The following is a 14,377-nucleotide window of genomic DNA, read 5'->3' as shown; positions in this document are numbered from 1 at the left end:
ACAAACAAGTGAGTTGGCTGAACGAGATGTTCAAATTACAAATATAAATATTGATATCTTGCGGGATAAGACTGCTAGTAAGCCTCAGTGGGTTCACTTTGGTGGTGGGAATCTCTATCGTGGCTTTCATGCTGAAGTGGCACAAGAATTAATTAATCAAGGAAAACTTGAAACAGGTGTTGTTGTCTGTGAAACTTATGATGAGAATATCATAGATGAAGCCTATTTACCTTATGATAATGCTATTCTTGAGGTTATCATGCATGAAGATGGTAAATTAGAGAAAAAATTATTGCAATCGACTGCAGCAGCTTATTATTGCAACCCTAGTCGCTCTGAAAGTTATGAGGCGGTCAAAGCTATCTTTGAAAATGCTAGTCTACAATTTGCGACTTTCACAATCACTGAAAAAGGGTATAGCTTAACTGATATTAATGGGAACTATACAGCTTTAGTTGAGAAAGATATTGCTGAGGGACCTGATTCAGCTGAGCATACAATGGCGATTGTGGCAAGTCTATTATTGGCACGTTTCTATGCTGGTCAATTACCGATTGCTATGGTGACGACGGACAATTTTTCTCAAAATGGTCAAAAATTCCAAGAGAGTATTTTAGGTATCGCTAAAGGCTGGGTTACGCAAGAACATGCACCACAAGCTTTTGTAGATTATTTGGAAGATAGCAATAAGGTTAGTTTCCCTTGGTCGATGATTGACCGCATTACGCCAAATCCGTCTGAAAGTGTTAAAACGGCACTTGAGAATGAAGGGTTTGAAGGCGTTGAGCTTATTCATACGCCAAAACATACCAATATTGCACCGTTTGCAAATACAGAAGTATCGCATTATCTTGTAATAGAAGATAGTTTTCCAAATGGTCGTCCTGAACTTGAAGCGGCTGGTGTGATTTTAACTGACCGTGATACGGTTGATAAAGCAGATACGATGAAGGTAACGACTTGTTTAAATCCGCTCCATACTTCGTTGGCTATTTTTGGAAATCTGCTTGGTTTTACGTCAATTTCTGGTGAAATGGCAGATGAAGACTTAGTTGATTTGGTCAAACAAGTTGGATATGTTGAGGGGTTACCGGTAGTTGTCAATCCTGAGATTATTAATCCGAAAGACTTTATTGATGAGGTGGTCAAAAAACGTTTGGTGAATTCAAATATTCCTGATACGCCACAACGGATTGCTTGTGATACGTCACAAAAAGTTGCCATTCGCTTTGGTGAGACGATTAAGAAATATGTTGAGAGTGATACCTTATATGTGAAGGAATTGACTTTTATTCCCCTGACCTTGGCTGCATGGGTACGGTATTTGTTGGGTGTCGATGATAATGGAGAATCCTTTGCTATCAGTCCAGATCCATTGTTAGCGGACTTACAGGCGCAATTAAGCGATGTGACTTTAGGCTTTTCAGGTAATCTACATGATAAAGTTGCACCGATTTTGTCGAATGAAAAGATTTTTGGTCTTGACTTGTATCAAGCAGGTTTAGGTGAAAAAGTTGAGGGCTACATTGCCGAGCTGTTGCGTGGTCCTGGCGCTGTGCGTCATACATTACAAGCGCTATTAGCAGAAAATAAAAAATAGGAGGTAGAAGACTAAATGGAAATGACATTCAGATGGTATGGTGTGAATGAAGAAAAAATCAAGTTAGAAGATATTCGTCAAATACCAGGTTGTAAAGGGATTGTCGGTACTTTGATGGATATTCCTGTAGGTGAAGTTTGGCCTAAGGAACGTATCAAAGCCCTAAAAGAAGAAATTGAGGCGGCTGGTTTAACGCTTAAAGTGATTGAAAGTGTGAATATTCACGAAGATATCAAAATGGGTGTACCGACACGTGATAAATGGATTGAAAATTACAAAACAACGATTCGCAATTTAGCGGAATATGGTATTGAAGTGATTTGCTATAATTTCATGCCTGTCTTTGATTGGTTGAAAACAGATTTGGATTTCAAGTTGCCGGATGGTTCTTCAACGCTTTCTTTTGTCAGCAGTGATATGCCTGCCTCGCCAGAAGCATTAATTCAAAATATGGAGGCTGGCGCGGATGGCTTTAGCTTGCCAGGCTGGGAGCCAGAGCGTTTGTCACAATTTAAAGAGGTGTTTGCTTTCTATAAAAATGTGACGGATGATGATTTGCGCGCTAACTTCAAATACTTTATGGAAGCGATCATCCCAACGTGTGAAGAAGTTGGTGTGAAAATGGCTTGTCACCCTGATGATCCACCGTATAGCGTTTTTGGCTTGCCTCGTATGGTTAAAAATCGTGAGGATTTGGATTGGATGTGTAACGCTGTTGATTCGCCATATAATGGTATTACCTTGTGTACTGGTAGTATTGCAGAAGACCCAGCCAATGATGTGGTGGCGATTGTGGCTGAATTTACTAAGCGAAACCGCATTTCATTTGCTCATGTGCGTAACATCAAATTTACAAATGTCGCTGCCAAAGATTTCTACGAAGCACCTCATTTGTCTAGTGAAGGCTCATTGGATATGTATGCTATTATGCAAGCCTTGCATGATAATGGTTTTGATGGTTATATTCGTCCAGACCATGGTCGCATGATTTGGGGAGAGACTGGTCGCCCAGGATATGGATTATATGACCGTGCACTTGGCTTATCTTATTTGAATGGTTTGTGGGAAGCACTGGAAAAGAAGTGAGGTCAACATGATTACACTCGAAAATGAACAATTTTTGGTTGAAATATCAGAAAAAGGTGCAGAGTTACAGAAAATATTCAGTAAAGTGCAGTCAATTGACTACTTATGGGATGGAAATCCTGATGTTTGGGCTAAACATGCACCAGTCCTTTTTCCATCAATTGGTAAGTCAAATGATGACCAGTATCGTCACAAAGATAAAAACTACGAGATGCCTCATCATGGTTTTGCAGGTGAGTTTGATTTCAAAGTTGTGGCTCAATCATCTGAAAGTGTTAGTCTGAGTCTATCCGATAATGAGAGCACCTTTGCGCGTTTTCCTTTCCATTTTGATTTGATTTTGCGCTATACTTTGACATCAATTGGATTAGAGACGACTTATACTGTTAAAAATCTGTCAGATGAACCAATGTCTTTCTCTTTGGGGGCACATCCAGCTTTTCGTATTCCTTTTGATGATGCAGGTGAGTTTGAAGATTACGAGGTTAGCTTTGAGCCAAACTCGATTGATTTGAAACGTTTTGAGTTTGTGATGACACCTATGCCACATCGCAGTGGTGTGGCGCATTCTTTTAAAACTGTCAAAGGTAAGGTTCAATTGACACGTGAATTATTTAAGGATGGTTTGATTGTCTTTGATAATCCAGATATCACATCTGTAACCCTGTCTAGTTCTAAATCAGCACATTCAGTAACTGTTGATACGCATGAGTTTCCTTATTTTTGTCTATGGACACAAGACAAGGCAGCCGCAAAGTTTGTCTGTTTAGAACCTTTCTATGGGATTCCAGATAAGGCTGGCAAAAGTGCTGAATTACTGGAAAAAGAAGGGAATTGCGTATTGGCAGGACGTGTTGAAAAAGAAATTAAAACAAGTTATTTATTTAGATAACAAATTGGTCTGTATGAAAACGGTATCAATCTTTAGTGGATAAACCCTATAATATGATATAATAACTGATATATCACATATAAGGAGTAAAGCCATGATAAAACCAGCAAGTTTACAGGAGCAAGCGTATAAAATAATTTTGCGTAAAATTATTTATTCAGATTTTGCACCAGGTCAAAAAATATCGGAAAATGAACTAGGGCAGGTTTTGAGTATGGGAAGAACACCTATTCGAGAAGCTTTGCTACAGTTGAGAAAGCAGGGATTGATTCACGTCGTTCCTCAAAGCGGTACTTATGTTTCAAAGATTGATTTGAAGTCTGCTGATAATGCGCGTTTTACACGAGAGCAGTTAGAGCAAAAGATTATGCTAGAATGCTTAATGAAAATTGATGATCAAGGGCTTAAAGCTTTAAAATGCATCATTGAAAAGCAATGTCAAGCCGCTTTTGAGCAGAATAAACGAGATTTTTTCTTCTTTGATAATGTCTTTCATAAAACATGCTTTGAAATTGCTGGCCGAGAAGAAATCTGGCGCTGGATGAATAAAAGTAATACACATTTAGAACGTTTTAGATGGTTACGTATTGTAACCAAAGAATTAGATTGGGCGAAAATTACCAATCAGCACAAAAAAATTCTGGATACGATTTTCACCAAAGATGTTGATGAGATGAACTTTTTAATCATGTCTCATTTGCATATGATGTTGGATGAAAAAGATTTTGTTGTCTCAAAATATCCAGATTATTTTTTGTCAGAAGATGATGCAAATTCACAAGATATTTCAGAACTTGATTTTAATGGATTTTAATCTCATTTTTTAAGGCCATAGAAATTTACCGAAACCTTATTGTTATATGGTTAGGAGAAGTTTCAAAGTATTTAGAGAAGTGAGGTTAAAGCTAAAATCTAAATTCATAGAGATATCCTAATAATAGATAAGGTAGGCAAGTTGATGAAACGAGTTGAAATATTAAATCGTTTAGAAAAAACAGGTGTCGTAGCAGTAATCCGTGCCAATTCCAAAGAGGAGGCGTTGAAGTCATCTCATGCTGTTGTCAAAGGCGGTTTGACAGGAATTGAGTTAACATTCACTGTACCACAGGCAGAAGATGTGATTCGAGAATTAGCAACTTACTATAAAAATCAACCTGAGGTTGTAGTAGGTGCAGGTACTGTTTTAGATGGCGCAACTGCTCGTTTGGCAATTATGTCAGGCGCAGAATATGTCGTAAGTCCATGGTTTGATAAAGAAACAGCTGAAGTATGTAATCTTTATCAAATTCCATATTTACCAGGCTGCATGACAATCACTGAAATCAAAGAAGCCATGAAGAGCGGCGTAGATATTGTCAAGTTATTCCCAGGTGGTGCCTTCGGTCCTAGTATTGTTAGCGCCTTTAAAGCACCACTACCACAAATTAACATTATGCCGACAGGTGGCGTGAGTTTAGATAATATGGCAGGCTGGTTTGAAGCTGGTGTCATTACTGTTGGCGTTGGCGGTAACCTTTTAGCGCCAGCAGAAAAAGGAGACTTTGAAGGCGTCACAGAAGTTGCTAAACAATATGCGGCAAAATATGCTGAAATTAAAGGAAAATAATGGCTACTGTACGTTTTTAAGCGTGCAGTTTTTCCTATCAAAAAAAGTGGTTATAGGCTCAGCATTAGCGCAAAGTGTCACAGCATATTTTTAGAGTTATGATGTTTAGAGTATAAAGGAATAATGAAATATGAGTAAAGTAGTTACGTTAGGTGAGATTCTCGCGCGTTTTTCAACGACAGCTGGTACACGAATCTCGCATATTGATCATATGCAGGTAGTTTATGGTGGTGGTGAAGCCAATGTTGCAATTTCGTTGGCAAATTTTGGGCATGAGGTTAGTTTTGCAAGTAAAGTACCTGATAATGCACTAGGTGAAGCCGTCAAAAGACATCTCAAGTCTCATAATGTTTCGACCGAATTTTTATTGCAAGGTGGTCCACGTTTGGGGACTTACTATATGGAGGCTGGCGTAGGTGAACGTGGCGCATCTGTTTTTTTTGACCGTGCAGGCTCAAGTTTTGCAGTTATGAACGATATTGAGTGGAATTTATCGGAATTGTTTAAAGATGTTGATATTTTCCATGTTTCAGGTATCGTCTCTGCAGTTTCAGTTGCATGGCGGGACATGGCGGTTGAACTCGTTAAAGCTGCTAAAGCAGCAGGCTGTATTGTTAGTTTTGATGTTAATTATCGTGGGAAAATGTGGAGTCAGGCAGAATGTGGTGCTGTCATTCAAAAAATCCTACCGTATGTTGATTATTGCTCTGCCGGGCATATGGATGCCCTATACTTGTTAGGAATACCTGAGGCACCTAGTGATGTTGCTAATGAATTAGTTTATTATTACGAAAAGATGCATCAGATTTTTCCAAATATTAAGCTGTTTTATGCCACAAAACGTGACGTAGTAAGTGCCAGTCATAATCGCTTGACAGGCGCAATATGGCATCAAAAAGATGGTCTAGTGATGTCAAAAACGCATGAAATTAACCCAATTATTGATAGAGTAGGTGGTGGTGATGCCTTTTCAGGAGGCGTTTTACACGGTATTTTATCAGGATGGATATTACAAGAATCAATAGATTTTGGTACGGCAGCATCAGCTCTGAAACATACTGTTCACGGAGATACTAATCTATTTAGTGAAAGAGAAGTGAGTGATTTTCTAGCAGCAGGTTCGGGCGCAATTCAACGATAAATCTTAAAGTTAATTAGTAAGGCTAGGTCAATCAATAGATGACCTAGCTAAGAAAAATAGACGACTCATAAAAACTGTTATATGATTGTGAATATTTTCTCAAAAACAGGTCACGTGTCGGTCTTTTTTTGTACTCTTTTTTCTATGGAATTGAGAGTTTACTACAAAATATAAGCGGTTGCTTTTTAAAGTGGAATCGCAGAAAGGTAGGAAATTTGCGTCACATTACAAATTTAGAAACAGATGCAACTTATAACATAGCCATGGATGCCTGGCTATTAAATACTTTGCAACCCAAAGAAGCCATCTTTGTGATTTGGCAGAACAAGAAAGCTGTCATCGTTGGTCAAAATCAAAATACATTTGCAGAAGTCAATCAAGAGTATGTTGAAGCAAATGATATTCAAGTTGTTCGCCGTGTGACTGGTGGAAGTGCTGTTTTTCATGATTTAGGAAATTTGAATTTTACTTTTATCGTCCCAGTGGCAAATTCTGCTACGGTTAATTTTAAAAAATTCGTTGAGCCTATGTTGCGTGCATTGCACGTTTTGAATATTCCTGCTGAGTTATCTGGTCGTAATGATTTGATGCTTGATGGGAAGAAAATCTCAGGAAATGCCCAACGCTACGCTAATGGTTACTTGATGCATCACGGGACACTGCTCTTTGATTCAAAAATTGATGATATGGTCCATTCGCTTAATGTGGCGGATGAAAAATTTATCTCGAAAGCAGCAAAATCTGTCAGAAGTCGTGTCGGTATGATCAAAGATTATGCACCAGAAGGCACAACAGTCAAGACATTTTATGATGCCTTGGTGTATGAATTGTCCAATCATGGTGTGGACCAAGAAATCCTTTTAACGCCTGAACAGTTGGCAGAGATTAAGACTTTGCAGGAAAGACAATTCTCACAATGGGATTGGAATTACGGCAACTCCCCTATTTCTAATTTTCACAATCATGCTAAATTTGAAGGCGGCATTGTGGACGTCTACGCACAGGTAGAAAATGGCATGATTAAGGCACTTCGTTTTGAAGGGGACTTTCTAGGATTGCATGACTTGGCACCGGTTATCACAGCCTTGACAGGACAATTATTTAATAAAAAAGCTATCTTGGTACAATTACAGGCTCTACCTTATCGAGATTATTTTGGTACTATCTCTATTGAAGAAATTGCAAGTTTGTTTGTACCTATTCGAGAGTAGGATTATTGCAGGAGACAAAAGAAATAATGGAGGATATTATGTCACATGTCGAAAAAATTTTAGATTTTCAAGCACAGCTTAAAACACAAGAAGACGCCTTTCCGATGTTAAGAATTCTTGATGAAACTGGCAAAGTTGTTGATACCGATGGTGAAAGACTGGTCAACCTATCGGATAAAGAACTTGTAGAGTTGATGGAACGGATGGTATTTTCCAGAACCTTGAATGACCGCTCAACAAAATTAGCAAAACAAGGTCGTTTAGGATTCTTTGCACCAACGATTGGTCAAGAGGCATCGCAAACAGCGACAAGCTATGCTTTTGAATCAGAAGATTACTTACTTCCTGGTTATCGTGATATGCCGCAGATGATTCTAAAAGGGCTACCAATTGAAAAAGCTTTCTTATGGTCACGCGGCCATCAAGTTGGTAATGAAATGGATGACCTACAAACTTGGATGCCACAAATTATCATCGGCGCCCAACACGTTAAGGCAGCTGGTGTAGCGCTAGGTTTAAAGAAACGGGGCAAAGCAAATGTCGCCTATTGTTACACAGGTGACGGCGGTTCTTCCCAAGGAGATTTTTATGAAGGGCTTAATTTTGCTGGCGCTTATCAGGCACCTGCAATCTTCTTCATTCAAAATAATGGTTATGCGATTTCAACACCAAGAAAATTGCAAACAGCAGCACCACATTTGGCGGCTAAAGGTTGGACTGCGGGTGTGCCAAGTATTGTGATTGACGGCATGGACCCTTTGGCTTGCTACCTTGCTAGTCAACAAGCGCGTGATTGGGCGGTTTCGGGTCGTGGACCAGTCTTAATTGAAGCCTTGGTCGAGCGTTTTGGACCTCATTCTATGAGTTGAGATGACCCTTTGCGTTACCGCACTAAGGAAGAAATTGACACTGCTTGGACATTTGACCCGCTTGTTCGTTACCGTTGCTATTTAGAAAACAAAGGCTTGTGGGATGAAACAAAGGAAACAGCCTATATTGAAACAGTCAATGCCAAAATTGATGAGGCTGTCAAAGCAGCAGATAATGTACCCAAACAAAAAATTTCAGATTTCATTGCATCCACCTTGGAAGTTTCAGGCTTTGCGCAACTGGAACAAATTGAAAAATTCAAGAAGGCAGGTAAATAAGCATGGCGGTAAAAACTTATATTCAAGCAATCACTGAGGCGATGGATATCTCACTTGAACGTGATGAGAATGTCTTGATTTTCGGTGAAGATGTTGGGAAAAACGGTGGTGTGTTTCGAGCAACGGAAGGGCTGCAAGATAAGTATGGTGAGGAACGTGTCTTTAATACACCACTGGCAGAATCTGGCATTGGTGGTTTGGCGATTGGATTAACGACACAAGACTATCGCCCGATTATGGAACTTCAGTTCTTCGGCTTTGTTTACGAAGTCATGGACTCTATCGCAGGTCAAATGGCACGTGGACGATTCCGTTTTCATAATCAGCGAACTTTTCCGATTGTTGTACGGTCACCTTATGGTGGCGGCACGCATACACCAGAAATGCACTCGGACAATTTAGAGGCATTGATGGCACAAACACCAGGCCTCAGAGTTATCATGCCAGCCACTGCAGAAGATGCTAAAGGTTTGCTGCTGTCTGCTATCGAAAGCAACGACCCAGTAATTTTTTTGGAACATCTAAGACTCTATCGGGGTGTAAAAGGTGAAGTGCCAGAAGGCTACTATACAACACCCTTAGACAAGGCAAAGGTCGTCCGTTCCGGGAGTAATGTGACGATTATCACCTACGGTGGCATGGTACCAGTCAGCTTAAAGGCTGTTGAAGTATTAGCAAAAGAAGGGATTGATGCCGAGGTAATCGATTTACGTACAGTTAGTCCGCTTGATATTGAAACGATTGGGGCATCTGTTAATAAAACAGGCCGTGTCGTGGTCGCACAAGAAGCGCAACGTCAGGCAGGGATTGGCGCTATGGTCATGAGTGAGATTTCAGAACGTTTTATCATGGCATTGCAAGCGCCAATTGGTCGTGTTGCCGCACCAGATAGTATTTATCCATTTGCCTTAGCTGAGAATGATTGGCTACCAAATATGACTGATGTCGTAAACGCAGTAAAGGAGGTAATTGATTTTGACTGAAATTTTTAAAATGCCAGATATTGGTGAAGGAATGGCCGAGGGTGAAATCGCCTCTTGGTTAGTAAAAGTTGGCGATGTTATTAAGGTAGAAGATGCTATTGCTGAAATCCAAAATGATAAATTGTTACAGGAAATTTTATCGCCTTTTAGTGGAACAGTAACAAAACTCTTTGTTGAGGCGGGAACAGTCGTCGCTGTCGGTGAACCTTTGATTGAATTTGACGGTGAAGGTACTGGAATAGCTACAGGAGAAACAGTTGGAGTAGTTGAAACAAAAGCAATATCAGAAACGCCTAGTGTTGAAACGGTAACTGTTGCAGCAGATAAAACGGAAAACAGCACCATTGGCGCACCTGTTGTCAATGGTCGCGTGCAGGCTATGCCGAGTGTCCGTAGATATGCGCGTCAAAACGGCATTGATTTAACGCAGGTACCAGCGACTGGTCGTCATCATCACATTACATTAGTAGATGTGAAACATTTCGAAGCGTCAGGACATATCACACAAGTACCAGATGGAAATACAGCAGTCTCGCAAGCAGAAGTCACTGAAACTGAGCCAATGGCAGTTGAAGTAGTGAAAGTTGGTCGCGTGCCGATGACACCTGTTCGTAAGGCTATCGCTAAAAATATGGTGGCACAAAAGACAAGCCTACCACACGTGACACTTTTTGACGAAGTGGAAGTATCGGGTATCGTGGCACATCGCAAAGCCTATAAAGAACAGGTTGTGGAACAAGGTGTCAAATTAACCTATCTGCCTTACGTTGTAAAAGCGCTCGTTGCAGTTGTTCGCAAATTCCCAGAATTAAACGCTCATATTGACATGGCTACTCAAGAAATTGTTTATGCTAAAGATTACAATGTTGGCATTGCAGTGGACACACCGAATGGTTTATTTGTACCCGTAATTAAACAGGCTGATCAAAAATCTATTTTGACCATTTCTAAAGAGGTTGCAGAACTAGCAGAGTTAGCAAAACTTGGTAAATTGAAACCAGCAGATATGAGTGGTGGGACTATTACGATTTCAAATATTGGCTCGGCTCGTGGTGCTTGGTTTACACCAGTTATCAATGTTGGTGAAAGTGCTATTTTAGGACTCGGTACGATTGCGAAAACACCTATTGTTAATGCAGAAGGTGACATTGTGGTGGGACAGATGATGAAATTATCCTTGAGTTTTGACCACCGCTTGATTGATGGTATGCTCGCACAAAGCGCTATGAATTATCTTAAAAAATTACTCGGCGATCCCCAATATTTACTGATGGAGGTGAAAAAAATGGTTGTAGGAACACAAGCAAGAGCAGTGGACACGGTTATTATTGGTAGTGGGCCAGGTGGTTATGTGGCAGCAATTAGAGCAGCAGAATTAGGTCAAAGTGTGACGATTGTAGAGCGAGGCAATATCGGTGGTGTTTGTTTAAATGTCGGCTGTATCCCTTCAAAAGCGCTGATTAGCGCAGGACACGCCCTTCATGCCGCGACACATGACAGCCCATTTGGCCTGACAATAACAGGTGCCAAGTTAGATTGGGAAAAGACGCAAGCCTGGAAACAAAACACTGTTGTCAATACCTTGACAGGTGGTGTAGAAATGCTACTCAAAAAGCATAATGTAGAGATTATTCGGGGTGAGGCGCGTTTTAATGACAATCAAACCGTCAATGTGATCACTAGTGATACTTCTGAGCTTTTGGAGTTTAAACACGCGATTATTGCGACAGGATCGCATCCCATTGAAATTCCAGGTTTTAAGTTTGAGGGACGAGTAGTTGATTCGACAGGTGTTTTATCACTTCCAGAAATTCCTGAGCACCTAATCGTCATTGGAGGAGGTGTCATTGGGACGGAACTTGCAGGCGCATATGCTAATCTAGGAAGTCGGATCACGATTATCGAGGGATTGCCAAAAATTTTGAACGGTTTTGACGATGAAATGGTCAAAGTTATCGTCAGCGACTTTAAAGAAAAAGGCGCTGAGATTGTGACAAGTGCTAAAGCTAAAAGCGTGACACAGGATGAAAATGCTGTGACGGTCACCTATGAAGCAGCTGGTGAGGAACAAACAGTTAGAGGGGATTATGTTCTAGTTTCCGTTGGACGACATCCTAATACAAACAACCTAGGTCTCAATGCGACAGATATTAAGTTGACAGACCGTGGCTTGATTGAAACGGATAATCAGCAACAAACATCTGTCCCTAATATTTACGCTATTGGCGATGTTGTTGCAGGCCCAGCTCTTGCGCATAAAGCAAGCTATGAGGGCAAGGTGACCGCTGCAGCGATTGCGGGTCAAGACGTGATTAATTGTGCCGTTGCGATTCCTGCTGTTGCTTATACAGAACCTGAGCTTGCCACAGTTGGAGAAACGCCTGATTCTGTCAAAGCAAAAGGGTTAAATGCTAAAATCTCTAAGTTCCCCTTTGCGGCAAATGGTCGAGCGATTACCATGCAGTCAACTGAAGGTTTTATTCGAATTATTACAGACAAAACAAGTCACATAGTCATAGGTGGACAGATTGTTGGACCAGGCGCGAGCGATTTGATTTCACAACTCAGTCTTGCGATGGAAAATGGTTTGACTTCTGAAGACATCTCATTAACGATTCATCCGCACCCCTCTCTTGGTGAGGCAATCATGGATACTGCTGAACTTGCAGATGGCTTACCGATTCATATTTAGTACACGATAAATTAGTTTAAAGTGGCTCAATATGAAAGGGGATGGTAGATGAGAAAAAATGGTGATTCGTTTGGGTGGTTAAAAGACTTTTACCACGAATTATTGAAACAAACAGATAGCATGTCTTATAAAAATAATTATCAGTTTAAGATGGTCAGCTCCGAATATCGTTATAGCAACTCAATGAATACAAGAGGTTCTGCGCAATTTAAATTCATAACGAAATTGAATTGTTTAGAAATGACACGAAGAGTTAAGGACATTCTAGCAATGGAGATGCTAGATATTCACTTGGTATCAGTGATGATTGAAGAGTTGTATGCTGTTATTGAAAATATAATAGGCTGATACATAAAATGCCAAGATTGGGAGAGAATAGAAAAAATGAAAAATGATGAGATGATTTTAGACGGAAAAGACTACTCACTGGAAGGTTTAGAAAAGTTTTATCAAGACTTAGTGAGGCATATTAAAGTGGCCTATCCGGAAATAGAACGTAGAATGACGATTGTCATTCAAGCTAAATTGATTACAACAAAACTTACTGAAGAAGAGAAGTCCTGCTTAGAAGTAGAGTGGTTTGAAATCGCTAGAAAAATCAAGGCAGTTAAAGAGTCAATATGGCTGTTAGATATGAATGCGATGCCAGATGTTTCTACTCAATAAAGAGGTTGAAAATCATTAATCGGTATTGGTAGTGGTACGGATTAATGATTTTTTGTTGCAAAGAAACTAGTTTTATATTTGAATAAGCACGACATATCAAGACTTTATAGGCTTGGATGTGATAAAATAGTGTCTATATGCTAGAAAAGTTAGGAAGAGTATGAAGGGATTTAAAATCTTAGGATGGCGGTTATATTTACTGGCAGTTTTTGTTGGCCCATTGTTTTTTAGCTTATCAAAAATTTATCCTATGTTGACTTATTATTTTCCAGAATCTCAGCGTGGCATTTATAAGGGAACAGATGAGAAAACAGGAGAAACGATTGTGCTTGATAGTCGAAAGGCTAACGTCATTAAGCAAATTCGAGTTTCTGATGATGAACGTGACATTTGGTTCAGCTATGATTATGCGAGCCATAATCATACAATCAGTAAAGGTAAAGATGATAAGATGCGTTGGCTTGGATTTAAATTAAATAAAGAAGATAGACATCTCAGATATATTTGGATTTATCCTGCACATCAAAATAAATTGGCCTCACTCGTTGTGTGTGATTGGCAGACAGGTAAGACTATCGCAACTTATCATCTTGTGAGGGAAAAATCATGACAGTTAATTATGATCGAGGGGACTTATTTTCGCGTGTTGCAATAGTTTTATTTTTGGGGAGTATTCTTTTCGTACTCCTATTCTTTGCGTCACCTATTTTGGATACGTTAGGTCAAGATGGGGTGGGGATTGTCTTGCCAATTATCTGCTTTATTTTAGTTTTCATTCTCGCAATCGGTTTTTCTTTACGCTTGCTAGCTCATCCGTTTGCCCTTAAATTTGAGCAGGAGACATTAATGTTTTCCGAACAAGCTTTAAAGTCTGTCAGGCTTGATGAATTAGAGATTTTGGCTTACGACGAAACCTTTGAAGATAATGTGAACGGCTATCAAATTTTACTAGGTTTTTCAGATGTCTTAGCAGCCACATTGCCTGAGAAAGTTCAGAAAAACTTACTTGAAACGAGGGCGGGTCAAAAGTTACTAATTTTAAATTTTGCAGTCTTAGAGGACAAGTCTTGGGATGAATTTTGGAAAATTTTGTCCGAAAAATCGCCATACATTGATTCAATTTTACTAGATAAACAAGGCCTACTAGAGAACTATAAAAAACAGATTGCGACACGAAAAGTCCAAAAGCAAAAAATTCTGGCATTTATCTCGATCGTCATTGCCATACAATTTATCCTACAGCTCTTTGGAGTTGATCGCTTGATTCAGTTTGATATATTTCATTAAAATACTTGAAAGAAGATCATCTTCTTTTTATTTTACGATGAATGCGAGCCGTCAGTAGTCCTTTT

The 14,377-nt window shown here is 39.7% G+C and carries 13 protein-coding genes and 2 pseudogenes; all 15 read left to right on the top strand.

Going from position 1 to position 14,377, the window contains the following annotated elements; all coding sequences use genetic code 11:
* Positions 1–13: 13 nt before the first annotated feature.
* On the top strand, positions 14–1,600 hold the full coding sequence (locus HZR21_RS05975; protein ID WP_246307820.1) for a mannitol dehydrogenase family protein: 1,587 nt from the start codon (positions 14–16) through the stop codon (positions 1,598–1,600).
* Between the two features lie 15 nt (positions 1,601–1,615).
* Positions 1,616–2,686: a mannonate dehydratase gene (uxuA, locus tag HZR21_RS05970; RefSeq protein ID WP_180746874.1), complete on the top strand. Its 1,071-nt coding sequence runs from the start codon at positions 1,616–1,618 to the stop codon at positions 2,684–2,686.
* 7 nt (positions 2,687–2,693) lie between these two features.
* On the top strand, positions 2,694–3,578 hold the full coding sequence (locus HZR21_RS05965; RefSeq protein WP_180746873.1) for an aldose 1-epimerase family protein: 885 nt from the start codon (positions 2,694–2,696) through the stop codon (positions 3,576–3,578).
* 94 nt (positions 3,579–3,672) lie between these two features.
* Positions 3,673–4,392, top strand: a complete 720-nt coding sequence (locus HZR21_RS05960) for a GntR family transcriptional regulator (protein ID WP_180746872.1) — start codon at positions 3,673–3,675, stop codon at positions 4,390–4,392.
* A gap of 144 nt (positions 4,393–4,536) precedes the next feature.
* Positions 4,537–5,184: a bifunctional 4-hydroxy-2-oxoglutarate aldolase/2-dehydro-3-deoxy-phosphogluconate aldolase gene (locus tag HZR21_RS05955; protein WP_180746871.1), complete on the top strand. Its 648-nt coding sequence runs from the start codon at positions 4,537–4,539 to the stop codon at positions 5,182–5,184.
* 130 nt (positions 5,185–5,314) lie between these two features.
* Positions 5,315–6,325: a sugar kinase gene (locus HZR21_RS05950; RefSeq protein WP_180746870.1), complete on the top strand. Its 1,011-nt coding sequence runs from the start codon at positions 5,315–5,317 to the stop codon at positions 6,323–6,325.
* A 215-nt stretch (positions 6,326–6,540) separates the two neighbouring features.
* Entirely contained in the window at positions 6,541–7,536 is a 996-nt protein-coding gene (gene lplA, locus HZR21_RS05945) for a lipoate--protein ligase (protein WP_180746869.1), read from the top strand.
* A 26-nt stretch (positions 7,537–7,562) separates the two neighbouring features.
* A pseudogene (locus tag HZR21_RS05940) lies at positions 7,563–8,684 on the top strand (thiamine pyrophosphate-dependent dehydrogenase E1 component subunit alpha).
* 2 nt (positions 8,685–8,686) lie between these two features.
* A complete protein-coding gene (locus HZR21_RS05935) occupies positions 8,687–9,667 on the top strand; it encodes an alpha-ketoacid dehydrogenase subunit beta (protein WP_180746868.1) in 981 nt (326 codons plus the stop codon).
* A 10-nt stretch (positions 9,668–9,677) separates the two neighbouring features.
* Positions 9,678–10,928: pseudogene (locus HZR21_RS05930) on the top strand (dihydrolipoamide acetyltransferase family protein); the annotation flags it as partial.
* A gap of 24 nt (positions 10,929–10,952) precedes the next feature.
* On the top strand, positions 10,953–12,359 hold the full coding sequence (gene lpdA, locus HZR21_RS05925) for a dihydrolipoyl dehydrogenase (protein WP_180746926.1): 1,407 nt from the start codon (positions 10,953–10,955) through the stop codon (positions 12,357–12,359).
* Between the two features lie 48 nt (positions 12,360–12,407).
* Positions 12,408–12,707, top strand: coding sequence for a hypothetical protein (locus HZR21_RS05920; RefSeq protein WP_180746867.1), 300 nt, complete (start codon positions 12,408–12,410; stop codon positions 12,705–12,707).
* 36 nt (positions 12,708–12,743) lie between these two features.
* The gene (locus HZR21_RS05915; protein WP_180746866.1) at positions 12,744–13,025 is read left to right on the top strand and encodes a hypothetical protein; all 282 of its coding nucleotides are present in this window, start codon (positions 12,744–12,746) and stop codon (positions 13,023–13,025) included.
* A gap of 160 nt (positions 13,026–13,185) precedes the next feature.
* Complete coding sequence (locus tag HZR21_RS05910; protein WP_180746865.1) at positions 13,186–13,635, top strand: hypothetical protein; 450 nt, start codon at positions 13,186–13,188, stop codon at positions 13,633–13,635.
* Complete coding sequence (locus tag HZR21_RS05905) at positions 13,632–14,312, top strand: hypothetical protein (RefSeq protein ID WP_180746864.1); 681 nt, start codon at positions 13,632–13,634, stop codon at positions 14,310–14,312. The genes HZR21_RS05910 and HZR21_RS05905 overlap by 4 nt, the downstream gene beginning before the upstream one ends.
* The last annotated feature ends 65 nt before the right edge of the window (positions 14,313–14,377 follow it).

The sequence above is a fragment of the Pseudolactococcus laudensis genome, from assembly GCF_013449735.1.
GTDB lineage: Bacteria > Bacillota > Bacilli > Lactobacillales > Streptococcaceae > Pseudolactococcus > Pseudolactococcus laudensis.
Note: the sequence above shows the minus strand (reverse complement) of the source record. Positions and strands in the feature narration are given on the sequence as shown.